A 24,276-nucleotide genomic window follows, 5' to 3' on the forward strand; every position below is an offset into this window, starting at 1 on the left:
TGTGCAAAAGTTTGTGTTACCGATTGTGGGTTGCCAAGCCCTTTAGCAATATTATCAATATTATTTTGCGAAGCCGCAGGTGGAACAGAAGACGCACTAAATGACGGCATAAATAATGGGTCAGCCGGCTCGTTATCAACCAAGTCATCAATAGGGGTAAAACTATCCAGTACAGAAAACTCTTTTCTTAAATCAATCCTAGGTTCAAAGTCCTCTTGTACTTGCGGAGAATACTCTTGCGTGAACTGAGGTTGATAGCCATTATCCACGATTGGCGTAATCTCCTCAGGCTCTGGAATTGTATGTGTATTATTAGACAATTGCGAAGCCGACGCCCAACGGTGTTCAATTTCTGGCTGTGTAAATGAGCTGATTTTGCTTTCTGTTATTGGCTCATCTTGCAATGGTTCCTCATCTGAATGTACGTTATTCAACGGAGCTTCATAATCCGTTTCATCAACTTCACCATAACGTTCACGTTGCTGCTCTAAAAACTGCGCTCGTAGTAATTCACCTTGTTGTGCTTCATCATCAGTTTCAAGTTGCTCAGACTCACTCGCAGACCACTGCTGATATATCTGCTCACGCTTAGAGGCTTCTTCTTCACGCCGTTGTAGTTCTGCATCACGTAACGATGGAATGCGAATACCATATAACTCACGACGAGTCGGTAAGCGAACAGGGTTTGGCCGTGGAAGCTCTGGTTCCATATTTTGTTTAACCTGAGCATGACGTTCCAGCGCAGCCACTGAAATACCCGCAGCTGCTAATGCCGCAGGGTTAGAGCCCCTTTCAATGACTGATGAAGGAATAACACTTTGCGTTATATTTGCAGCGTCAAGTGGTGGAGCTGAGTGAGTTTGTGGTTCAAAAGCAGCTTGCTGAACAGGCGTTTTTTGTTTATCTGAATACTCTTGGTAAGCGGTATTACCTTGTTTCTGTGGTTCTGTTTGTTGATGATGTTGAACACTAAACAGCTGTTCTTCTGGTGCAACATATGGCGACGCTTGAACTAACGGCTCATTAACGGTATCAGATGTTATATCAAAACCAGCACCCAGCTTAGGCTGGTAATCTTCAGGTACTTCAAAATGATAAGTGCTCGGCTCATCCACTGCCGAGAAGGTCGGTACTGGAACTTGCTCAGATACGCTTTGATTCGCTAATGGGATTGAGTTTTCTGTCGCAGTAATCGTTTCATTCGTCGTTTTTTCTGTTGTTGGAACGATTTCAGTGACTAATTCAGCCACTGTGGGAGCAGAAAATAAAATATCATCCGCATCAATATTTTCTAGATCGTCATTAGCCCTGTGCTCAGCTTCTTGCGCACGCTGTAAAGCCCCTTCAGTCTCTTCAACGTCATAATCATAGTTATCTAAATCATCTCCCCTAGCTCGATTTGTCAGCAACGTAATTGGGAGAAGCACAGCCGCACCAATTTTTTCTGCTATTGTAAGCCATGACCACCCAGTAAACAGGGTAAAGCTTATTGCCCATAAAAATAGCAATGCTAACGTAGCACCTAATGAATTGAACCACGGCATAATTGCACTGCTAAATACACTGCCAATCACACCACCAGAGGCGAAGTTAGGTAAGTCATCAAAATTGAGAGCCGCGAGCCCACAAGAGGATAAAATAAGTGCTAAACCACCAATTAATCTTAATGATAAAGAGAAAAAGTCAATATATCGGCGCTGACTTTCGTATTGGAAAATCGCCCAGCACCCTAGAAGTAATAAGGGAGGAATAGCAAATGCAAGAATACCAAAAGCAGAGAAAAGGATATCAGCGCTCCATGAACCAACACTCCCCCCTAAATTTTTCACTGGGGCATTCCAAGTTGTCTGTGACCAGCTTGGATCTGAAGGGCTGAAGCTCAATAAAGCCACCATTAAGAAGAGTGCGCTCAAGCATATTGCGAGCAAAATAACCTCTAATAGCCGTCTTCCGCTACTTAGTTTTTTAAATTTGATGTGTTTATCTTCTGTATATTCTTGGCTCATTATTGTTTCTTTGCTAACTGATGTTCTTGACTAACCTAGGTTTATTCTACCATTAAACGCCTGACTCTGCCTGCTTTACAACATCTAAGGTAAATCAGGACATTATGAAAACGCTAAGATGCAGTATTCCATCTAATGTATGACGATTCAATTTCTATTTCTCATCAAAAGTCCTAAATATTTATAGCTTTAGAATCAATAAATTGGAAATAAAATTTATCAATTGCTAAGTAATCTTTGCAAAATAACACAGAAAGACTTGGATTACGGTCAGACAATGCCTTTTAAAGGAGAGATATTACGTTTTTATCTAGCTGCAAATGAGGTGAGAAAACGGAACAACGCTGAGTAAACTCAGCGTTGAAACTGCAGTGCGGCAACAAAGCTGAAATGCTGTGCTGAAGCGAGGTTAAAAAGCTATGATTAGCGAGTTTTGATCACTAAGCGGTTGCTTTGTTTAACTTCTTCCATAACTACATAGGTGCGAGTGTCGTTCACGCCTGGTAAACGTAACAGAGTTTCACCTAACAGTTTACGATATGCGGACATATCTGGCACACGCGTTTTCAACAGGTAGTCAAAGTCACCAGAAACCAAGTGGCATTCCTGAATTTCTTCCAGTTTTTGAACTGCAGTATTGAATTGCTCAAACACATCAGCTGCACCGCGGTTGAGTGTAATTTCAACAAACACGAGTAAAGATGCATCTAAGTAGTGTGGGTTTAATAACGCCGTATAGCCAGAGATAAATCCTTGTCTCTCAAGACGACGCACACGCTCTAAACAAGGTGTTGGGGATAAACCAACTCGTTTAGATAATTCTACGTTAGAAATTCGCCCGTCTTTTTGTAACTCGTTTAATATATTCCTGTCGATACGGTCAAGGTCTTTGCCTGGACGCTTTTTATTGTCAATCATCTCTTTATCTCTCTTTCTCTAATTGTTATTTTCTACATCTAAAAATAAGCACCTTAGCCGCCACCTTTTTTATTTAGGAATTCGTGTTCAGGAGCAAATTTTATTCGTAATGCTGAAGTTAGTGTGAATGTAATTATCACCCACAATTTTTACTTGTATTTTAAATTTGTAAGTAGTGTAAAGTTAATTTTCCAGTGAGAACAAAAATGCGCCATTTCCATTGATCCGCTAGATAATTAACTCTTACACTGATGTTTTCGCAAATGCGCAGCCGATTGTCAAAGCAAATGAATAAAAATCAGTACAAGATTTCGCTTTTTTTTCCAGTAAAACGTTTCGCAGCCTTAATTCAAGATAATTCCTAAAAATTGTGATGCGTGACACAAGCAACTTTTTGTCACATTTTTTTACATTTTGTCGGTTTTACCTATTGATGAAATAAGCCAAATGAAACTAAGTCGCACTTAAACCACTTTTGTTAGCCTCTTATTTCTCCTACAATCTGATAAATGCTTTTTAGATTAAAGAGGAATTCATGAGCACAACAACACATCGCAAGTTAATCATTCTTGGTTCTGGCCCAGCAGGCTATACTGCGGCTGTCTATGCTGCACGTGCAAACTTAAACCCAGCATTGATTACTGGGGTGGAAAAAGGCGGTCAATTGACCACCACAACTGAAGTTGAAAACTGGCCTGGTGACCCAGAAGGTTTAACCGGTCCAGGGCTTATGGAACGCATGCATGAGCACGCGTCAAAATTTGATACTGAAATCATTTCTGACCATATCCAAAAAGTGGACTTAAAACAACGCCCTTTCCGTTTAATTGGCGATGAAAATGAATATACCTGTGACGCTTTAATTATTGCGACAGGCGCTTCCGCGCGTTATATCGGTCTGCCTTCAGAAGAAGCGTTCAAAGGCCGTGGCGTTTCAGCTTGTGCAACCTGTGATGGTTTCTTCTATCGCAATCAAAAAGTGGCTGTCGTTGGTGGTGGAAACACTGCAGTAGAAGAAGCGTTGTACCTTTCTAATATTGCATCAGAAGTCCATTTAATTCATCGCCGTGATAGCTTCCGCGCGGAAAAAATCCTTATTAACCGTTTAATGGATAAAGTTGAGAACGGTAATATTATCCTGCATACCGACCGTACATTAAATGAAGTCTTAGGTGATGACATGGGAGTAACGGGTGTACGCTTAGAGTGTACTAAAACACACGCAACAGAAGATATCCCTGTTATGGGTGCATTTATTGCTATCGGCCACAGTCCAAATACAGGCATTTTTGAAGGCCAACTCGATTTAGACAACGGTTATATTAAAGTGCAATCAGGCACCCAAGGCAATGCAACCCAAACCTCTGTTGAAGGTGTGTTCGCTGCCGGTGATGTCATGGACCACATCTACCGTCAAGCCATTACCTCTGCGGGCACAGGCTGTATGGCAGCCTTAGATGCAGAGCGTTATCTTGATGGCTTAGCATCTAAATAATCAATAAATTATTGTGATTTAAATAGGCTTCAATGTTTATTCAATTGAAGCCTTTTTTGTTACTGATATTATCCATCTTAACTATTGGTTTTACATATATTTTTAAGAGCAAGTTTATATTGTACTTCTCGAATACTCCCTATACTGTTTTTACATAACATTTACGAATATAGGGTGTAGGTATGGGGCAACAGTTAGAACGTGATGCCATTCGCGGTTATTCTTATTTTATTATTGTCATACTTGCCGTGATGCAAGGCATCGTCATCACTGCCACCACTGATTACGCCATCCGTATAGAAAGCCAATTAAGCGCGACCACTCTATATCTGCCTATTTTGCTCGCTATTTTTGTTCCTTCAGCAATAAGTTACCTAATTACCAATGCAAAATCCGGTATTTTTTATCTCAACATCGTCGTTATTATTGGGTTAATTTTCTGGCTCAATTACTGGCATGCCCAAGACTTTAAAAATCCTGCAGATACAGACCCATTCTTCGCCTTTATCACCCTAACCGTCCTGTTCTTTTTTATGCTTCCTTGGATGCAACTGTGGCAAGCAACAAGAACATGGAAAATCGATTACGGTTGCTTAATGGGGCTATATATTAAAAATACCTTTTTAGGTGTTCTAGCTGCTGCTATCGGTGGGTTGCTAACTTTAATCATAAAAATAGCCAGTTTCCTATTTGATATTGTTAACCTTAATTTTTTGAGTGAGGCTCTTGATAACGACGTTATCTACTGGGTGAGCTTTGCACTTGGCTTCAATGTAAGTTTAGTTTTTTTACGGGCAACACTAAATGTACAGCTCAGTAATTTTGCTAGCTTTATTGCTCGTTTTTTCTTACCTCTCTTAAATATAGTTGCCGTTATTTTCTTAGGTGGTTTTGTTGTTTCCTACTTTTCAGGTTTAAGCTACTCGGAATTAGGCTCCGCCGTGATGCTATGGTTTTTAATTTTAAATCTCATTTTTATCAATTTTGTGTATGGCGATGGCACGAGCCAATATCAATACCGTACAGGTTTAAATGGTTTTGTCTTAATTAGCATTATTCTACTCAATGCATTTTCAGTGCTTTCTCTCTATGGCATTTTGGTTCGAGTTAACCAGTATAGTTGGAGTGTTGAACGCCTGTATGCATTTACTATTGCCTTATTCCTATTTGTATTGGTTTTTGCTTACAGCATTGCCATTATTTATAAAAGATCAGCTTGGATGTCCTATTTAGGGTTTATCAATAAAGCGGGGGTCTTGTCTCTAATTGCCATTATATTGGTCACTAACAGCCCTATTGCTGATTTTAAACGTATCACACTAAACAGTATTCTTGCTGGCGTTGAAAATGGCAAAATTAAAGTCAATAGCTCGCTAGCTTATGACTTAAAACAATTAGGTGAAAAAGGGCAACAGGCTTTTGAGCAACTCAATAACAACCCTGAATATCAAAAACTATTCCAAACTAGCCCTTATGAAGAAGAACAGCGCAAACCACTGAAATCAGTATTAATTCAGGCTCAAAATAGCCCCACAATACCAGACAGCTGGTTCGATCTCGGAGAAAATGTTAGCAGTGCGTGGTATTGCACTTCACAATATGACCCATACCCATGTGTGGGCTTTATGGCCGATGTAAACCAAAACAACCAAAATGATGTAGTTATGTGCTATTCCTACCCAAGTAGTTCGAGTATTGATTGCAATATATGGCAACAAACGGAACAGACCTGGGAGTTAATGGATACGCAAACTCGCACATTTAATAGCATGCAAGAAAAAGATCAGGCTTGGGATAATTTATTAAAAGGAAACTTTAAACTAAAACCCAAAGAATGGTTAATGATAGACCCCACTTCTTAATACTAATTAAAAATGCAGGTGGCTTAACATTTCTTTGTTAAGTCACCTTTTCATTACGTAAAAATACAGTAACATCTCAAGATTATTACATTCCAAACCTTACTGAAATATTAAATTTACCTTTACAAAACAATTTAATAACAAAACACAACTCACCGTAAATAACCCACTTTTATTATGTAACATATCGTGGTGAAACTGTTATGATGTACCCTAGTACCCGAATTTATGGGTAAGATCAAAAACGCAGATTTCCTTATAACCACCAATTGCGTTACCAGATCAAAAAATTATCGTTCTCATGCGGTATAAAATAGTCCAGCTGCAATATAGCGCATGGTAAAAGCAACGTTAGGTTGGTATTTCCTAACTATACTCAATGACATTAAAACTACACCTGCTAACTAAATCATTATGGATAAATCAAGACAGACTGAATTGGTACGTTGGTTAAAACAACACAGTGCCCCTGCCAAGCGCTGGTTGCGGATCTCTATGTTACTAGGTATTTTGAGCGGATTACTGATTATTGCTCAAGCCTGGTTCTTAGCTGTTATCTTACAAGCATTGATTATGGATAACGTTCCTCGAGAACAGCTATTAACTCCCTTTATTCTTCTGATTTGCGTTTTCGTCTTACGTGCAATTGTCACCTATATACGAGAACGTGTTGGCTTTCGTTGTGGCCAAGTGGTGCGCCAAGAAATACGCACCATGGTACTCGATAAACTCCAAGAACTCGGCCCTGTTTGGGTTAAAGGTAAGCCAGCGGGTAGCTGGGCTACGATTATTCTTGAACAAATTGAAGACATGCAAGACTACTATTCACGCTATCTTCCACAAATGTATTTAGCGGGGATCATCCCCATTATGATCCTGATTGCTATTTTCCCATTTAACTGGGCTGCTGCACTTATTTTATTCGTCACTGCCCCGCTAATTCCTATTTTTATGGCATTAGTCGGGTTAGGCGCTGCGGATGCTAACCGCCGTAATTTTATTGCATTAGGCCGTTTAAGCGGTAGTTTTCTCGATAGATTACGAGGCCTTGATACCTTGCGGTTATTTTTTCGTGAAAAAGCAGAAATTAAGCAAATTCGCGAATCAACAGAGGATTTTCGTTCTAGAACGATGGAAGTACTAAGAATGGCATTTCTATCTTCTGGTGTACTTGAGTTTTTTGCATCGATTTCTATTGCTGTTGTTGCCGTCTATTTTGGTTTTTCTTACCTAGGTGAAATGAACTTTGGTAGCTACGGTCTACCTGTCACACTATTTGCCGGTTTTCTTGCCCTGATACTGTCTCCAGAGTTTTTCCAACCACTACGAGATCTTGGCACATACTACCACGCCAAAGCACAAGCTGTTGGTGCCGCTGAAACACTCGAAACATTGTTAAACAGTGATGGAGAACAAAACACTCAACAAGGAACCCAAACACTGAGCGATGATGCTATCTATATTCAGGCTAAACAATTAGAAATTTTATCCCATGATGGCGTGCGCCTTGCTGGGCCATTAGATTTCAATATTGAACCACAACAGCGTATTGCGATTGTTGGTCAAAGTGGCGCAGGGAAAAGCTCATTACTCAATTTATTGTTAGGCTTTTTACCTTATCGTGGCTCCATCACCGTCAATGGTGTTGAACTTCGTGAATTATGCCCTGATAAATGGCGTGAATTACTTGGTTGGGTTGGGCAAAACCCTCACCTTCCAGAGCAAACACTGGTTGAAAACATCTGTTTAGGCAAGCCAAATGCTACAGAGGCAGAAATTCAACAGGCTATTGATAATGCATATGTTTCCGAGTTCTTAGCCCATTTGCCTGACGGTCTAAATACCAAATTAGGTGACTATGCCGCCCGCCTTTCGGTCGGACAAGCTCAACGTGTTGCCGTTGCACGAACCCTGTTGAAACCTTCTCGTATGCTACTTCTAGATGAGCCCGCTGCGAGCTTAGACTCCCACAGTGAGCAACGTGTCATGCAAACACTTAACCAGCTATCAAGTCAGCAAACAACCCTTTTAGTCACCCATTTGCTGGAAGAAACCCTTGATTATGACCAAATTTGGGTAATGGCTAATGGGCAAATCATTCAGCAAGGTAATTACACACAATTAAGTCAATCAGAAGGCGCTTTTGCCCAATTACTTGCCCATCGTAGTGAGGAGCTTTGATAATGAAAATTTTATTACCTTTCTTAGCTCTTTACCGCCGCCATTGGTTTTTAATTACATTAGGTATCATCTTAGCGATTGTGACCTTACTGGCGAGTATTGGCTTACTTACCCTTTCCGGTTGGTTTTTAGCCGGAACCGCAATTGCTGGTTTTCCGGGTCTTTACTATTTTAATTACATGTTACCCGCTGCGGGCGTCCGTGGCGCCGCTATTTTTCGTACCGCTGGCCGCTATGGAGAACGCCTAGTTAGTCACGATGCCACCTTTAAAGTACTTGCTCATTTGCGAGTTTTCGCTTTTAGTAAAGTATTACCCCTTTCACCGGGCGGTATCAGCCGTTTCCGTCAGGGGGAATTACTCAATCGCCTCGTCGCCGACGTAGAGACCCTAGATCACCTCTATTTACGCGTTTTATCGCCGATCATTACTGCGTTTTTTGTTACCTTTGTCCTTATTTTTGGTTTAAGTTACCTCGACCCTCGTCTTGCATGGACTCTGGGTGGCATCATGTTGTTCTTACTGTTTACCATGCCATTTATATTTTATCGTGCTGGTAAACCTATCGGCCGTGAACTAACCGAATTACGTGGAAGTTATCGCACTATTTTAACCTCTGCACTGCAAGGGCAAGCTGAGCTAACATTGTTTGGCGCCACTGACCGTTTTCGCCAAAATTTGCTTAATATTGAAAATAAATGGCAAATACGTCAACAACAGCAAGCAGCACTTACCGGGCTATCTCAAGCCATTATTTTATTTGCCTCTGGTGTGACTGCTACACTACTTCTTTGGATGGCAGCCGACCATGTCGGGGGGGATACCAAGCCGGGTGCTCTGATTGCTTTGTTTGTTTTCTGTGCGCTGGCTGCTTTCGAAGCATTAGGCCCTGTAGCGGTAGCCTTCCAACATATGGGGCAAGTGATTGCGTCTGCTACTCGCGTTTCCCAATTAATGACCGCAAAACCGGAGGTAACTTTCCCGAGTGAAAGCCCTTCAATCGCAACATTGGAATGCCTGACTGTCGACAATATTTCATTTACCTATCCAGAACAACCATTTGCCGTTCTTCACAATGTATCTTTAACGTTAAATAAAGGCCAACACCTTGCTTTATTAGGTAAAACTGGCTGCGGTAAATCAACACTCCTTCAATTATTAACTCGAGCTTGGGATGTTGATAGCGGAACCATCTACTTAAATGGCACGCCTATTAACGAATTTAGCGAAAAATCGTTACGCAATATGATGTCTGTTGTGCCACAACGAGTTCATGTCTTTAGTGATACATTACGCAATAATCTATTACTCGCCAATGAACAAGCGACTGATATCGAATTAAGTGAAGTATTACAACAAGTTGGCTTGGGAAATTTATTAGAAAACGAATTAAAGCTTAATGCATGGATGGGTGAAGGCGGTCGACAGCTTTCTGGTGGGGAACAGCGCCGCTTAGGCATTGCCCGTGCTTTATTACATAATACCCCATTAATTCTAATGGATGAGCCAACGGAAGGGCTTGATGCGCAGACAGAACAACAGATTTTAGCGCTACTCAAAGAAAAATGTGCTGATAAAACATTAATTGTCATTACTCACCGCATGCAGGGCTTAGAGGAAATGGATAACATTTGTGTGATGGATAATGGTAAAATCATCGAACAAGGTACCCATCAAGCGTTGTTAGGCATGCAAGGCCAGTATTATCAGTTCCGCCAGCGCCACTGGGCACAGCAACCGCTCTGAGGCGTATATGTATCAATTAGATGACGACTCCTATTTATTCCCTCCCGTGTCTGAAGCCATGCGGGAGCCCAATGGTTTATTAGCGATTGGCGGAGATCTTTCATCAAAAAGGCTGCAAGCCGCTTATTATGATGGTATCTTTCCTTGGTTCAATCCAGGAGAGATGCCTTTATGGTGGTCTCCGGACCCGAGAGCAGTACTCATGGTTGGTGAGCTTCATATTAGCCGGTCAATGAAAAAAGTATTAAAAAAGCAGACTTATCGCATTACTGTAAACCATGCATTCAAGCAAGTTATTGAAGCTTGTTCTGTACGCCAAGAAGGCACATGGATTTTACCGGAAGTTCAAGCGGGGTATTTGGCATTACACCAAGCAGGTATGGCGCATTCCATCGAAGCTTGGTATGACGATAAACTCGTTGGAGGCCTGTATGGTGTGAACATGGGGCACCTATTTTGTGGGGAATCTATGTTCAGTAGAATGAATGATGCATCCAAATTTGCTTTTATTACATTCTATTTTCATTTTTTGCGCTATAATGGGCAACTTTTTGATTGTCAGGTACTTAACCACCATACCGCCTCAATCGGCGCAAAAGAGATATCCCGTAGGGATTTTTTACATATTCTTTATCGGTGGCGTGACAAAGCGATTGACCCCGCCTGCTGGATACCGCAATCGATTGAAATACCGCCAATTTTCGATTAATGAATTTTGGTTTTACATTAATTTTATTCCTTCACTTAAAAATAAAGATCGCGTTAAAATGCGACACTTCTTTACTTAGTGCGGGTTTTTGGGCATTATCTTGCCCGTTAAAAATCACGGTTATTAAACTTAGAGGATTAGATGGCCAAAGAAGACAATATTGAAATGCAGGGCACAGTTTTAGATACCCTGCCAAACACAATGTTCCGTGTTGAACTGGAAAACGGTCACGTGGTGACTGCTCATATTTCTGGAAAAATGCGTAAAAACTATATCCGCATCCTGACAGGCGACAAGGTAACTGTAGAGTTAACACCTTATGACCTGAGCAAAGGCCGAATCATTTTCCGTAGCCGTTGATATTCGCTTCAGGCAAGGCCTGACAACCACAGGTGCATTGATACACCTGTGGTCTATTCGTCAGAATACCGCATCCTCCGGAGAGGCCTTGTGCACGCTACTGAAGCTGTATGTCAGTGTGTTACTTTTTTCATCAAGCCCGATACTTACAGAGCCACCATTCGTTAGTGAACCAAATAGCAACTCGTTTGCTAATGGTTTTTTCAGGTTATCCTGAATGGTGCGAGCCATAGGTCGGGCACCCATCGCTTTATCATAACCTTTTTCACATAACCAACGGCGAGCCGCGGCGCTAACTTCAATTGATACGCCTTTTTCATCAAGTTGAACTTGTAATTCTACAATAAACTTATCAACAACTTGCGTAATAATTTCCGGAGTTAATGAGTTAAACCAAATGATACCATCAAGGCGGTTGCGAAACTCTGGTGAGAATGTCTTTTTGATTTCAGACATCGCATCAGTACTATTATCTTGCTCAGCAAAACCAATAGAACGACGCTGAGTTTCTTGCACCCCTGCGTTAGTTGTCATTACCACAACAACATTTCGAAAATCTGCTTTACGGCCGTTGTTATCCGTTAAAGTACCGTGGTCCATTACCTGTAAGAGGATATTAAACACATCAGGATGGGCTTTTTCGATCTCATCTAACAACACCACTGAATGTGGATGCTTGATAACAGCATCTGTCAGTAAACCACCTTGGTCAAAGCCGACATAGCCAGGAGGAGCACCAATTAAACGACTAACAGTATGACGCTCCATATACTCGGACATATCAAAACGTAATAATTTAATATCCAGCGCTTTGGCTAACTGAACAGTGACCTCCGTTTTACCCACCCCCGTCGGACCTGCAAACAAGAAAGAACCCACCGGTTTATTTTCTAACCCTAAACCTGCCCGATTCATTTTAATTGCCTCAGACAATGAATCTATCGCTTTGTCTTGCCCAAACACTAACATTTTCAAACGAGAGTCGAGTGTCTTGAGTTTGTCTTTATCACTTGAAGAAACAGTTTTTTCAGGAATACGAGCGATACGCGCCACAACAGTTTCAATTTCGGGTACACCAATAGTTTTTTTACGCTTACTTGGTGCAACCAATCGCGTTCGTGCACCAGCTTCATCGATCACGTCAATGGCTTTATCAGGCAAATGTCTATCAGTGATATATTTAATGGATAAGTCTACTGCGGCTTGAATCGCTTTTGCGGTATACCGAACATCATGATGCGCTTCATATTTAGGTTTTAACCCATTGATGATGCGAATTGTTTCTTCTGGAGTTGGTTCCACAATATCAATTTTCTGGAAACGACGCGCCAAAGCTCTGTCTTTCTCAAAAATACTGCCAAATTCTTGGTATGTTGTAGAACCAATAACACGAATTCGGCCACTGGATAGCAACGGTTTAATTAAATTTGCAGCGTCAACTTGCCCACCAGAGGCCGCCCCTGCACCGATGATAGTGTGTATTTCATCAATAAATAAAATACTCTTCGGATCTTTTTCCAGCATTTTTAATAATGCTTTGAAGCGTTTCTCAAAGTCACCACGGTATTTGGTTCCCGCCAGTAATGAGCCAATATCTAATGAATAAATTGTGCAACCTTTCATTACGTCAGGAACATCATCTTGCTCAATACGCCACGCCAGCCCTTCGGCAATCGCGGTTTTACCGACACCTGACTCGCCAACTAATAATGGGTTATTTTTACGACGGCGGCACAGTACTTGAATAGTACGCTCTAATTCAGCCTGACGTCCAACTAGAGGGTCGATATTCCCTTTCTTGGCCTGCTGGTTCAAGTTGGTCGTAAAGTTGTCCATATGGTCTTCTGAGACCGGCTGCTCTTCATTTTGCATGCTACTAGAGGGGATATCTTGTTCTGATGACGCCTCTTCGCCTTTTATCGTGCCATGAGATATATAATTAACCACATCTAAACGGCTAACATCATGTTTACGTAATAAGTACGCAGCTTGGGATTCTTGCTCACTAAAAATTGCGACTAATACGTTTGCGCCGCTAACTTCGTTACGCCCAGATGATTGCACATGAAAAACGGCGCGCTGTAATACACGCTGAAAACTCAACGTAGGCTGGGTGTCTCTGCTATCATTTTCGGGTAACAAAGGTGTCGTTTGCGCGATGAAGTGTTCAAGTTCTTGACGTAATGCAACAAGATCAACCTTACAAGCATCTAAAGCTTCGCGAGCAGAGATATTACTCAGTAGCGCTAGCAATAGGTGCTCTACAGTCATAAACTCATGGCGGCTGTCTTTCGCTTTCGTAAAAGCTACGTTTAAACTAAGCTCCAGTTCTTGATTGAGCATAAGCACCTCCCAAAATTGATATTAAGCCAAATTAGACTTTCTCTATAGTGCAAAGCAAAGGGTACTCATGTTCACGAGCAAAAGTATTGACTTGTGCCGCTTTTGTTTCAGCAACCTCTGCAGTAAAAATTCCACAAACGCCCTTTCCTTGAATATGGACATCTAACATTATCTGTGTAGCGCGTTCTTCATCAAAAGAAAAGTATTTTTGTAACACTTCGACAACAAAATCCATCGGAGTGTAATCGTCATTATTTAATAGCACCTTATACATCGAAGGTGGCTGTAAGGTTTGTTCTATTTCATCTTTAAAAATGACGTCAGTTTTAAATGTGCCCAGAAAATCACTCATTACTTTCTTGCTCAGTGTTTAACTTCAATTTAAGCATAGTCTTTATTATCAACGATTTCTATCAATCATATTGATAACACCACAAAACTATACCATTTCGTAACCATGCTGTTTTTGTCTATATTGCTTCAAGTCACAGTGTACCATGGGAATCACCTTTGCTTCCATGGTTAGCAATCTGTGAGCCACATCAAATATTATAGAAAATGAGCGCTATTGATTAGCGAATTCTTAACACTTTCCACTAATTCCTGTACCTCGCCTCTTGACCTTAGAAGGCAATTTATTACAGTATATTTTACGAACAAATGACATCGTACTTATACTTATTTTGTGTGTTTTTTATACATTGCTTTAAACGCAAATATTGGTAAATCTGAAGGATGAAATATGGAGACGGGTATCGTTAAGTGGTTCAATAACGCAAAAGGCTTTGGTTTTATTTGCCCGGCTGATGGCGGAGAAGATATTTTTGCTCATTATTCCTGTATTCAAATGGACGGTTACAGGACACTAAAAGCTGGCCAGAAAGTTCAATTTAGTGTGACTATTGGCCCAAAAGGTAATCATGCAAACCTCATTGTTCCTATTAACATTGAGGATGGCCCAGACAATATTACCGAATTAAATCAATAGCTCAGCAATAGAGCACAGTTAATTATTTTAGTAACACTGACAACACTAATAATTAACTGTGACTATTTATCAATTAATCACTTCTTTACCGCACCATTGCCTGCGGTTTGCAGGTGCGACATATCACCATATAATGACGTTAATAAATCATACTGTTCAACATCATAAAACGCACATTGCTTTCCTGTGAATGCTTTAGCCACTTCTATCATAAATTTCACTGTCGCTGCAATGTCGACCTCATGGCTAGCCCCTGTAGAGCAACCAGGCACCACCGTTTCTGAGCAAATAGCGACACCAACCACTGGCGCAGATGTAGATACTGCAGGTTGTAATATACTGTTGATATGATGTAGGCCATTACCATATGGCGTGATGTCTTGAATGGACAACGGGAATGTCACCGCTTTTTGGCCACTGCTCCACTCCATCAAACGGATTAAATCCTCTGATACAGGTAAAATATAACCATTTTTTACCGTTGGAGACAACGCATACCCTTTATGATTGAGTAAACGATTTCCCTTTGTGGTATCTACAGACAAAATAGCATCCGCTTCTGGGATCGCTTCATGTTGATTCATCGTATCATCTTCAAGGGGGGAATCCATGAAATCAACAGGTGTATGCGGACGTGTTGGCGCATTGGGGCAAATATGTGTTGTGATCACGACATCGCCGAGTAACCGATCACCCTTTTCATACATTTGTGCCAGTTTAAGTGCTGCTGCAAGTGCGGCAATCGCACCATCTGCATCAGACACGACACCAATGCGAGAAGGCCTAGCACCTATCCCACCTAAACGCCCAATGATCCCCAGCGTTGGCGCGTCTTTATGGTGTGATTTACCTTGTATTCCAGGAATAAGGATACGAACAAAATCGCTTTGCCCTTTATTATCCTTAACCGTTTTAGATATGACTTCAATGTGTGGGAAATCTTGGAACAATGCAACAATGTCTTCACCTTTAACACTAGCGCAATCGATTAGCTCATATACGCAAAGAGTTTGTTTTAGACTCATTGTACTTCCTTTAATTTTTTTTATGGGAGTGAAGAACTACTTTGAGGTTAACTCGCATAAAATAACGAGTTAACCTCATTTCGCTCTAGATGGAGCCTCATATAATTGAGGTTCCATTTTTCCTGATGAAGGCGTATTCACGCACTTAAAATAATAACAATATAAATATTTATAATTTACTGATTACTTCTACTGCCTACTTCTTACTACTGTTTGCTTTTATGACACGAAATAAGTTCATGACTTATTCATGCTTTTTTGCAACCAATGACTTATTCATGCTTTTTTGCAACCAATACGGGTCACCCACCATACAACCAAGATAAGCGGCTTTATGGCAAAGACTTTTGGATAACAGCGCCATAACCTCATCATTCATTTGCGTTGCAGGCAAACTTAAACACAAGGCATATAACGTATTTTGCGCTGGGTCGAACACCGTGCTAGATATGGAAGCGACTCCAGCAACGGATTCATCCATCGAAAATTCCCAGCCGCGCTCAGCCACTATGTCCAAACGCTCAACTAATTTACCGCGCTCTTCTTTGGGTTCACGGTCAATAATTTTTGACCGCTCATTTAGCGGTAACCTTGCTAATAATGCACGCCCCGTTGACGTTCCCAGTATGGGTAAGCGTGTCCCCGGTTGAGTAATCACTTGCAACATGCTATTGCCAAAGCGTGCATGAACGACGCGAACCATATCATCGTCAAGTGCTGACACATAGCTGGTAAAACCGCTATCTTTCGCAAGTTCATCAAGCGCTTCAAGCATCATATCGATTAACGGATTCATTCCCCTAGCTCGATGCGCTAATTCCATAATCAGCAAACCTGGCCGATATATCGGTGCATTGTTTTTCTTTTCTAACAACCCAAGCTCTGCCATTTGCTTTAAAAGGCGGGAGGCCGAACTTTTAGGCATGCCTAATTCATTAACCAACGTTGTCACAGTCAGCTCATTTCCAGAACGCAGGAACAATTGGTAAACGTCAACAACGCTAGATAAAATACTCATGACCCTAAACCTTGGGTTAATACACCGTAGCTTTGTGGCTTTCTATCTCTTAGATAAGGCACTTTTAAGCGTGTATGGGCTTGGTTTAAAAAATCAACCTCACCAATTAATAGCGCCTCACCTTCACAGCTGGCTTCACAAAGTACTTGGCCGCGAGGACCTAAAACCTTACTACCACCAAATAAATGCAGATCTTCTTCATGACCCCAACGGTTCACTGCAAGTAAATGAGTTCCATTTTCTAATGCACGACAAGCACTGTTAATATCCCAGACATCTCGGTCTTGAACACACCAAGCTGAAGGAGCTAATAACAATTCGGCACCTTGTAATGTTAAAATTCGTGCGACTTCGGGAAAGCCCATGTCATAACAAATCATGATACCGATTTTACCAATCGGTGTTTCAAACACCGGGAAACTATCACCGCGCCCAAACCACTGTTTTTCAAGCCCAAAGGCATGAACTTTACGAAAAACACCACTGATACCTTCACATCCCGGATTCCAAACACCGACAGAGTTATAGATATCACCTAAATATTCACCACGCTCAACAAAGCCGCTCACAATAGTGATATTTAGACGAGTAGCAAGCTCGCTAAATAGCCTATAGGTTTCACTTCCGATGGAATCGCTTAAATCCCACAACTTAGTGGTCAGTAAGTCACCACGGTAACCTGTTGTCGCCAATTCAGGGAAACAAATCAATTTTGCCCCTGAATCTGCGGCTTGTTGGCATAACTGCGCCATACGTTGCAAGTTATTGGTTTTATTGCCAAGTTCTGAATCAAACTGAGCCAGAGCAACTTTAACTTTTGTACCTGACATTGTTTAATCCTTAATCTAAATGAGAGACTTTGCGAAAGTGTACCGTTTCAACACCTTTCGCTTTCGCCTGCCAGCGCATGCCTATCCAATAGGCTACTGCACCAGTAATCAAAGAGTTAAGCGCAGGGATACCATAGTCAGCGTGCAATGGACCTAATTCCGAGGTTCCCCATCCAACAGCCACAGCAATCACCCACACAACTAATGTAACAGGGTTATATGCTTCACAGCTTGGTGGTAATATGCCTTGCTCTCGAGTGATATCTAATTCTTTACGGTCACGCTTCAATAAATAATAGTCAACAACCATAATCCCTGCGACAGGCGGGATGGCTATTCCTAAGTAAATTAAGAAACCAATAAAGTTATCTAAGATCCCTAACATTGAAGCGATTGTGCCAAAGATACCAATCACCCACGTTAAATAACGGCGGTCAAAACGCTTATTGAAGATAGCATTTAGCAGTGTTGAAAAACCTAAAGATGACGAATACAGATTGATATCATTCATTTTTATTGTCGAGAAGATAACAATCGATGCACCTAATAGGCCAGTCAGCGCCATCATTAAATCAAATACTTGGCTTGTACGTAATGATAATGCCATTAGTACTGCTATCATATTGACCAATAGTTCACCAAAAAATGTGCCGATGAGAGTCATCCAAAACACATCTTTAGGCCCTTTCATAAAGCGACTGATATCGGGTGTTGTTACTGCAGCAATAATAAAACCACCAGCAACCATTGTAATGGCCGCAGGCATAGTCATTAATGGCCCGGCGGGTTCAGTGTCATTGATAAGCGTACCAATATCTTGACCTGATAATAAATTATATGTCGCCCAACCTAACGCGAATAAAAATAGCGGCGTTGAGATATTGGCAGTAATAGATAAAAATCGGTACCCATATACTGTTATAACCGTCACCGCAATACCTGTAATAAGTGACCAAGTCCCTGGTGTTAGCACATTAGTCGCTTTATACATTCCATCCGCAAAGAAACCATTTTGGACGCCAAACCAGCCCATTAAGGAGATAGCAATCGCGCCACCAATGAGAGCTGAGCCTAACTTACCAAAACCCGCCCACCGAGACAGTAGGCTGATTGACATTCCTTCACGGCACGCAGCCGCTCCAAGCCCCCAGCTGACAACCTGTAAAATTACAGAGCCAAGCATTGTTGCCCAAAACGCCTGCCAAAAAGTTAACCCATACCCAAGAGCTGCACCTAACATCACTTGTGAAACACAAGCTAGTGCGCCAATTCGTAGAATTAACACTTCATAGAACGGTCTACGAGCACTTTGGGGTACTCGAGCCAAAGAATAATCTTCACCTGCTTTATTCGCCATATCGCACCTGCTGTGTGGTTGTCTTTGCTTATTTTTTACTGGCTTTATTATAAGTTCCATTATATGGAACTAGGTTTCATTTATTCTACAAGGCAAATGATATCCATGATCGATACCAATTCGCAAGCAGAATTTATCTTTTCAGATAGTTTTTTATTATGAAATATTTTGGGAAACGAGGGAATATATAGATTGAAAAAAATATTATCAGGAAATGAAGAAGTTAAAAATAACACATTTAATTAGCAGAATTTATTTGAGGAACTCAGTTCCAATAAATGAGACTATTCTTGAGCAGATATCTCTTTCAAGTTAGCATTTAATGCCTTCTTTATATCTTCTGCACCAAACCCTGTGATGCAGAAGACACACAGTTATTATTTAGCTTATAAATGATTAAGCTATAAACTATTCCCTCGCTAATGCGTCAATTGGGTTTAAGCGAGCCGCATTTCGAGCCGGTAAAAAGCCAAAAATAATACCAATGGCTGTTGAACAAGCAAAGGCACTGATTAACGCCACAGGATCAAAAGAGAAAGTCCAGCCCGGTAGCGCCATTTGAGCCAATAAACTAATTCCATACGATAGGCCAATTCCCATCAGCCCGCCCATTAAACATACCAGCACGGCTTCGATGAGAAATTGCTGCATCACATCGCTGGTTCTAGCCCCTACCGCCATGCGAATACCAATTTCCCGCGTCCTTTCTGTCACAGAAACCAGCATAATATTCATCACACCAATTCCTCCAACCACTAATGAAATGACGGCCACTAGTGTGAGGAATAACTGCATTGTTTGGGTTGTTTTCTCTGCCGTTTTAATAAAGGTATCTAGGTTATAGGTAAAAATATCTTGCTTACCATGACGCAATGTCAATAAACGGATCAGTTGCTGCTCCGCTGTTTTAGCATCATAGCCCTCTTTAACCCGCACAGTGATACTGTCGTAGTATGGCCGGTTAAGCACTTTACTATTTACCGTGGTGTCTGGTAACCAAATGGATAATGACTTATTCGAACCAAAAGCTGATTTTTTTTCTTCAAGTACACCGATGACCGTTGCTGGCATATTACCAATGAGTAAAGTTTCGCCAATAACATGCTCTTGTTTAGGAAAAAAGCGGCGCTTGGTGTTAGCATCAATGACCACCACTTGGGCTCGTCTGTCCGCCATATCTTGAGTAAACCCCATTCCTTCTGAAAACCTTGAAGCATAAACATTAAAATAATCACGCCCAACACCTGAAAGTTGAGCTGATGCATCTAAATTGCCTTTTCTTAGCCGAGTTGAGCTATTTAATTCCCCAGAGACAGCATGGACATAAGGTTGCTTAGCAATCGCGTCAATATCCGACGACTTTAATGATTGCCTATTTTCCGCATCGTCACTCCCGAAGTCTTTCCCGGGATAGATAGAAATGGTATTGGTTCCGATCGATTTAATATCATTGAGTACCATGCCTTGCGCCGCATCGCCAATCACCATAATTGAAACCACGGAGGCAATACCAATTATAATTCCAAGCATCGTCAGCAGCGTGCGCATTTTATTGACAACCATGGCTCGCCAAGCCATTAACAATGCCTCACTAAATCGGCCATACATTTGATTTAATGTGAGTTTTCTTGCAGGAGCTTTTGGTAATGAATTCGTACGTATCGAGGCTTTACTCCCCGAATCTTTCAAAATTTCGCCATCTTTAATTTCTACGATACGTTCCGCTTGCTGAGCAATTTCGGGATCATGAGTAACAATAATCACTGTATGCCCCTGAGCACAAAGGTCTTTTAAAATACTCATGACCTCTTCCCCTGAATGGCTATCTAGCGCTCCTGTTGGCTCATCCGCGAGAATTATTTGCCCACCATTCATTAGAGCGCGAGCAATACTCACGCGCTGTTGTTGCCCGCCAGACAACTGACTTGGACGATATTCAATTCGCTCCCCAAGCCCTAAACGCTGTAATAGTTGAGCTGCTCGTTCACGACGTTGGTTTTTACCTGCCCCTGCATATACCGCAGGTACCTCAACATTTTGCTCCGCACTTAAATGGCTTAATAAATGGTAACGTTGAAAAATAAAACCGAAATGTTCTCGACGCAATTCTGCTAATTGGTCGTTATCTAATGTTGCAACGCTTTGGCCATCAATACAGTAATTCCCTTCTGTTGGTTTATCTAAGCACCCAATAATATTCATGAGTGTAGATTTACCTGAACCAGAAGCACCTATAATTGCTACCATCTCACCTGCATTAATTTGCAGTGAGACATTTTTTAAGACCGTAACTTGGTTTTCACCTTCCCCGTAGCGGCGAGTGATCCCTTGAAGATCAATTAGCGCAGCCATAGTTAGTATTCCGCCTCACTGTGCCCAATGACGACTTTGTCACCTTCATTTAGGCCTTTGGTAATTTCCACATACACATCGTTTCGGCTACCAATTTCAACTTGTTTTTTCTCGACTTTATTGCCTTGCAGAATATCCACTTCATAGGTTTGTGGTGAAATTTCATTGCCTAATGCAGATAGTGGTAGCAACAGCACATTCTTACGTGAATCTAATTCAATCGTGACCTGAGCGGTCATCTGTAATTTCAGCAAATGTTGCGGGTTAGGCACTTCAAAACGCGCATAATAGAAAATGGCATCATTAATTTTTTCAGGAGTTGGCAAAATATCCTTTAATTGCCCAGCAAACTTTTTATCTGGAGCGCCTAGAACAGTAAAAGAAGCATCTTGACCGGGTTCCAAATAAATTACGTCGGCTTCAGAAACTTCGGCTTTCACTAGCATCGTGTCCAAATCCGCAAGGGTTAAAATTGTTGGTGCTTCTTGGGCAGCAATAACTGTCTGCCCCTGTAGTGTTTTAATAAAGGTCACAATGCCATCCATTGGCGCTGTAATTTGCGTATAGTTTAAATTATTTTTTGCTGTGTCTAATGTGGCCTGATTACGTTTAATTTGTGCTTGATAAGTAGCAACTTGCGCTTTTTTCACCTCAACATCTGTTTTGGCTTTATCGAGATCTTGCTGAGCAACAGCTTGTAACTTCGCCAAACTCAGATGGCGCTGATAAGTCACCTGAGCAAGACGCAGCTCGGCTTGAGCTAATGATAAATTGGCTTCGAGCTCACGTGTTGTTGCCTCAGACTCAATAACATCATTTTGGGCTTTTTTCGGGTCAATAACCGCTAATAAATCGCCTTTTTTAACATAATCTCCCTCTTTGACATACAGAGTTTGCAGCTGCCCACTCACCTGAGCCCCCACATCGACTTTACGTACGGCATCAAGTTTCCCCGTTGCCAGTACTTGTTTATCTAAATTGCCTCGAGTGACATCTACGGTTTGAAAAACCTTGGCTTCCTCACGATTAAAAAGAAACCCAGCGGTGATTAGGGCAACAATAATGATTGCCAAATAAATCGGCCACTTTTTCTTAGGCTTTGCCTTCATGTTTACTTGCTTCCTATGAACAAAAAGAGGGCTTTGCCCTCTAAGATCGCTGACAACGTGTAAAAAGGTGGATCCAATTAGTTGCCAGCTAAAAACTAATGATCAAATTATATATCACTTAAGTTATCAATTGATTCAACATGTGATAAACCTGAGAGAGCCATTTCTTAATAATCAATCAACAACAAGTAATATTTATCGATATCACCATTAATTTGCTTTCCCCCTTGCCAACCATGCCACGCGAGAAAACATACTTTTTAATTGCAGAGGAATACTGTCTGGCCCTAGTTCTGCGGCTCTATTTACAGTAGCTAGCGCTAAATCTGGTTTCGATGTACGAGAAATCGCCTTAATAATGACTCGCCTGGTTGAAACCTTCGCATTATCTGGAATATCAGCAATTTCATGATAAAGGCTTCTAAACCCTTCACGATATAGGAAATGTTCCATATCTGGTGCGGGGAGCATCGTTAGCCTATCCCTATCTGAGGAATTAATTTTGTTGGCATAATGTGTCGCTGTTGCTGCATACTTGCGCCCAGCCTCATCACCATCGGTTAAAACATGCCATTCAATACCCATTTTATTGGCAAACTTCAGCAATGGTTTCAAACCACTTTGTGCAAATGCAATAACTTTTATTCCTTCAGTTTCAAAGTAATAGTTACACTGGCGCGAAAATTCATTCATCAACCAAATTTCAGTTTCCCCTTCAACTAATAACCAGCAGCGAGCAAACAGCGCTGATGGACGATTAAAGCGAATATGGAAAGAAATTTTACGTAATTCTTCAGCACTTAAATCATTTTCACTCAATCGATAAGCTGAAACTTTATTGGTATTGCGTACCAAACGACACAAATCTTCCAGAGGTGCTAATGAAAGTAACTCCCCTGAGTTCGTCGTGGTAATCCGCTGTAGAGAAAATAGGCTAAATAACCCCCATGCGATGGAGAGCATAATCGGGTGTAAGCGTGTTTCTGGATCTTCAACGATAATCAATGGCCGTGCATGTTTATCTAACTGAATATTACCTTTTGATTGTAATAACGAAGAAAACATTCCTAAGATAATTAAACGAATATTGCGTTGGTTTGGTTTAGCGATTAAACGGCTAATATTATCAAGTGCTTTCCACCCACGCTTGCGCGGTTCTATATTGACAATTGAGTTATCCAGTTTTATAAGATGCGCGCTCTGCCCTGAAAAATAATGACTGAGCAGCTGTTGCATTGCATCAATACCATCACCAAGGTCCTCGTCACTTAAACATTCAGGATTATTGACCAATGCATGGGTTAATTCTTTAATGCGAACGTTGAACAAATCACGTAAATCTTTTTGGCCCGTAACGATAGTTTCAGTGTTAAGTGTATGCAAAAAGCGGGCATCTCGCAGGCGAATAACCGGATACAACCTAATAATTTCTTTAATGTATTTACCTACATTATCTAAAGAAAGCTTATTACCGCCTGAGTTCAAAAAGTTTTTATCTACAACTATCGTGTCATCATCTCTCAGCTCTGCGCTAACACGATAGAAAATATGTTTAAGGCCATCTCCGTTATCGACCCAAACAGAGTTAAGATTATGAAAACGATATGATTGATGACGTCCTTTTCGGCGTTCACAAAATTTTAGAACAATCTGTAATGAGCGGTAACGTGATTCATCGTTCCCTGCTGGGTGATGGAAGTCATGAAGGCTGAATTGGTAATCTGTATGCTCAGGGGAAAGAAGAAGGTCAAGTGCGTCCAGTAAACTCGATTTTCCCCAGGAATTCTCACCGACTAAAACCGTACTATTATTCAGTTCTAAAGAAAGCCGGTTAATCCCTCTAAATCCGTATATTTCCACACGTTCCAGGTACATATTACTCTCCTTGGAAGATTTTTAATTCACCCTCAATATTATTAGTTTTCATTACATACCGGGTGATTCCGTCAATTAAACAGACTAAAAGACACTATTTAGA

18 protein-coding genes are annotated in these 24,276 nt (G+C 41.2%); 7 read left to right on the forward strand and 11 right to left on the reverse strand.

What is annotated here, in order from left to right; all coding sequences use genetic code 11:
* Window positions 1-2,006 (reverse strand): DNA translocase FtsK 4TM domain-containing protein (locus tag PSE60_RS10160; RefSeq protein WP_272665340.1); only part of this gene is annotated, 2,006 nt, incomplete at its 3' end.
* A gap of 423 nt (window positions 2,007-2,429) precedes the next feature.
* On the reverse strand, window positions 2,430-2,924 hold the full coding sequence (gene lrp, locus PSE60_RS10165) for a leucine-responsive transcriptional regulator Lrp (protein WP_004256338.1): 495 nt from the start codon (window positions 2,922-2,924) through the stop codon (window positions 2,430-2,432).
* A gap of 535 nt (window positions 2,925-3,459) precedes the next feature.
* On the opposite strand from lrp, the gene trxB reads away from it, so the two are divergent.
* The 6 genes from trxB to infA all read left to right on the forward strand — a co-directional run bounded on the left by trxB (window position 3,460) and on the right by infA (window position 11,276).
* Window positions 3,460-4,419, forward strand: a complete 960-nt coding sequence (gene trxB / locus PSE60_RS10170) for a thioredoxin-disulfide reductase (RefSeq protein WP_109911028.1) — start codon at window positions 3,460-3,462, stop codon at window positions 4,417-4,419.
* A 182-nt stretch (window positions 4,420-4,601) separates the two neighbouring features.
* The gene (locus PSE60_RS10175; RefSeq protein ID WP_272665341.1) at window positions 4,602-6,281 is read left to right on the forward strand and encodes a DUF7057 domain-containing protein; all 1,680 of its coding nucleotides are present in this window, start codon (window positions 4,602-4,604) and stop codon (window positions 6,279-6,281) included.
* 414 nt (window positions 6,282-6,695) lie between these two features.
* Window positions 6,696-8,462, forward strand: coding sequence for a heme ABC transporter permease/ATP-binding protein CydD (gene cydD / locus PSE60_RS10180; protein WP_272520076.1), 1,767 nt, complete (start codon window positions 6,696-6,698; stop codon window positions 8,460-8,462).
* Between the two features lie 2 nt (window positions 8,463-8,464).
* A complete protein-coding gene (gene cydC, locus PSE60_RS10185) occupies window positions 8,465-10,207 on the forward strand; it encodes a heme ABC transporter ATP-binding protein/permease CydC (protein WP_272665342.1) in 1,743 nt (580 codons plus the stop codon).
* A gap of 7 nt (window positions 10,208-10,214) precedes the next feature.
* Window positions 10,215-10,916 carry a leucyl/phenylalanyl-tRNA--protein transferase gene (gene aat, locus PSE60_RS10190; RefSeq protein WP_210836811.1) on the forward strand — a complete coding sequence of 234 codons (702 nt, stop codon included), beginning with the start codon at window positions 10,215-10,217 and terminating at the stop codon, window positions 10,914-10,916.
* A 141-nt stretch (window positions 10,917-11,057) separates the two neighbouring features.
* Window positions 11,058-11,276: a translation initiation factor IF-1 gene (infA, locus tag PSE60_RS10195; RefSeq protein WP_004244560.1), complete on the forward strand. Its 219-nt coding sequence runs from the start codon at window positions 11,058-11,060 to the stop codon at window positions 11,274-11,276.
* Between the two features lie 60 nt (window positions 11,277-11,336).
* Here infA and clpA read toward each other — a convergent pair whose 3' ends face one another.
* Both clpA and clpS read right to left on the reverse strand, forming a co-directional pair.
* Window positions 11,337-13,619: an ATP-dependent Clp protease ATP-binding subunit ClpA gene (clpA, locus tag PSE60_RS10200; protein ID WP_210836810.1), complete on the reverse strand. Its 2,283-nt coding sequence runs from the start codon at window positions 13,617-13,619 to the stop codon at window positions 11,337-11,339.
* A gap of 31 nt (window positions 13,620-13,650) precedes the next feature.
* The gene (gene clpS / locus PSE60_RS10205; protein ID WP_004256357.1) at window positions 13,651-13,971 is read right to left on the reverse strand and encodes an ATP-dependent Clp protease adapter ClpS; all 321 of its coding nucleotides are present in this window, start codon (window positions 13,969-13,971) and stop codon (window positions 13,651-13,653) included.
* A gap of 390 nt (window positions 13,972-14,361) precedes the next feature.
* On the opposite strand from clpS, the gene cspD reads away from it, so the two are divergent.
* Window positions 14,362-14,607, forward strand: a complete 246-nt coding sequence (gene cspD, locus PSE60_RS10210) for a cold shock domain-containing protein CspD (protein WP_272665343.1) — start codon at window positions 14,362-14,364, stop codon at window positions 14,605-14,607.
* Window positions 14,608-14,684: 77 nt separating this feature from the next.
* Here the strand turns inward: cspD and PSE60_RS10215 are convergent, their stop codons facing one another.
* The 7 genes from PSE60_RS10215 to PSE60_RS10245 all read right to left on the reverse strand — a co-directional run bounded on the left by PSE60_RS10215 (window position 14,685) and on the right by PSE60_RS10245 (window position 24,173).
* Window positions 14,685-15,632 carry a DUF1177 domain-containing protein gene (locus PSE60_RS10215; protein WP_272665344.1) on the reverse strand — a complete coding sequence of 316 codons (948 nt, stop codon included), beginning with the start codon at window positions 15,630-15,632 and terminating at the stop codon, window positions 14,685-14,687.
* Between the two features lie 244 nt (window positions 15,633-15,876).
* Window positions 15,877-16,650, reverse strand: coding sequence for an IclR family transcriptional regulator (locus PSE60_RS10220; RefSeq protein ID WP_272665345.1), 774 nt, complete (start codon window positions 16,648-16,650; stop codon window positions 15,877-15,879).
* Window positions 16,647-17,480: a nitrilase-related carbon-nitrogen hydrolase gene (locus PSE60_RS10225; protein WP_272665346.1), complete on the reverse strand. Its 834-nt coding sequence runs from the start codon at window positions 17,478-17,480 to the stop codon at window positions 16,647-16,649. Before PSE60_RS10225 ends, PSE60_RS10220 begins: the two co-directional genes overlap by 4 nt.
* Before the next feature lie 10 nt (window positions 17,481-17,490).
* Window positions 17,491-18,837 carry a purine-cytosine permease family protein gene (locus PSE60_RS10230; RefSeq protein ID WP_004909397.1) on the reverse strand — a complete coding sequence of 449 codons (1,347 nt, stop codon included), beginning with the start codon at window positions 18,835-18,837 and terminating at the stop codon, window positions 17,491-17,493.
* A 408-nt stretch (window positions 18,838-19,245) separates the two neighbouring features.
* Window positions 19,246-21,189 carry a macrolide ABC transporter ATP-binding protein/permease MacB gene (gene macB / locus PSE60_RS10235; protein WP_210836804.1) on the reverse strand — a complete coding sequence of 648 codons (1,944 nt, stop codon included), beginning with the start codon at window positions 21,187-21,189 and terminating at the stop codon, window positions 19,246-19,248.
* 2 nt (window positions 21,190-21,191) lie between these two features.
* A complete protein-coding gene (gene macA / locus PSE60_RS10240; RefSeq protein WP_272665347.1) occupies window positions 21,192-22,298 on the reverse strand; it encodes a macrolide transporter subunit MacA in 1,107 nt (368 codons plus the stop codon).
* A 210-nt stretch (window positions 22,299-22,508) separates the two neighbouring features.
* Window positions 22,509-24,173, reverse strand: a complete 1,665-nt coding sequence (locus tag PSE60_RS10245) for an ATP-dependent nuclease (RefSeq protein WP_109911018.1) — start codon at window positions 24,171-24,173, stop codon at window positions 22,509-22,511.
* Window positions 24,174-24,276 lie beyond the last annotated feature (103 nt).

It is taken from the genome of Providencia sp. PROV174, assembly GCF_028480685.1.
GTDB lineage: Bacteria > Pseudomonadota > Gammaproteobacteria > Enterobacterales > Enterobacteriaceae > Providencia > Providencia rettgeri.

Excerpts from the sequence above, each read along its gene's own strand:
- macA (WP_272665347.1), bottom strand. The coding sequence starts at position 22,298 with ATGAAGGCAAAGCCTAAGAAAAAGTGGCCGATTTATTTGGCAATCATT.
- lrp (WP_004256338.1), bottom strand. The coding sequence starts at position 2,924 with ATGATTGACAATAAAAAGCGTCCAGGCAAAGACCTTGACCGTATCGAC.
- PSE60_RS10175 (WP_272665341.1), top strand. The coding sequence starts at position 4,602 with ATGGGGCAACAGTTAGAACGTGATGCCATTCGCGGTTATTCTTATTTT.
- clpS (WP_004256357.1), bottom strand. The coding sequence starts at position 13,971 with ATGAGTGATTTTCTGGGCACATTTAAAACTGACGTCATTTTTAAAGAT.
- clpA (WP_210836810.1), bottom strand. The coding sequence starts at position 13,619 with ATGCTCAATCAAGAACTGGAGCTTAGTTTAAACGTAGCTTTTACGAAA.
- PSE60_RS10245 (WP_109911018.1), bottom strand. The coding sequence starts at position 24,173 with ATGTACCTGGAACGTGTGGAAATATACGGATTTAGAGGGATTAACCGG.
- PSE60_RS10230 (WP_004909397.1), bottom strand. The coding sequence starts at position 18,837 with ATGGCGAATAAAGCAGGTGAAGATTATTCTTTGGCTCGAGTACCCCAA.
- cspD (WP_272665343.1), top strand. The coding sequence starts at position 14,362 with ATGGAGACGGGTATCGTTAAGTGGTTCAATAACGCAAAAGGCTTTGGT.
- PSE60_RS10215 (WP_272665344.1), bottom strand. The coding sequence starts at position 15,632 with ATGAGTCTAAAACAAACTCTTTGCGTATATGAGCTAATCGATTGCGCT.
- infA (WP_004244560.1), top strand. The coding sequence starts at position 11,058 with ATGGCCAAAGAAGACAATATTGAAATGCAGGGCACAGTTTTAGATACC.
- aat (WP_210836811.1), top strand. The coding sequence starts at position 10,215 with ATGTATCAATTAGATGACGACTCCTATTTATTCCCTCCCGTGTCTGAA.
- macB (WP_210836804.1), bottom strand. The coding sequence starts at position 21,189 with ATGGCTGCGCTAATTGATCTTCAAGGGATCACTCGCCGCTACGGGGAA.
- cydC (WP_272665342.1), top strand. The coding sequence starts at position 8,465 with ATGAAAATTTTATTACCTTTCTTAGCTCTTTACCGCCGCCATTGGTTT.
- cydD (WP_272520076.1), top strand. The coding sequence starts at position 6,696 with ATGGATAAATCAAGACAGACTGAATTGGTACGTTGGTTAAAACAACAC.
- PSE60_RS10225 (WP_272665346.1), bottom strand. The coding sequence starts at position 17,480 with ATGTCAGGTACAAAAGTTAAAGTTGCTCTGGCTCAGTTTGATTCAGAA.
- PSE60_RS10220 (WP_272665345.1), bottom strand. The coding sequence starts at position 16,650 with ATGAGTATTTTATCTAGCGTTGTTGACGTTTACCAATTGTTCCTGCGT.
- trxB (WP_109911028.1), top strand. The coding sequence starts at position 3,460 with ATGAGCACAACAACACATCGCAAGTTAATCATTCTTGGTTCTGGCCCA.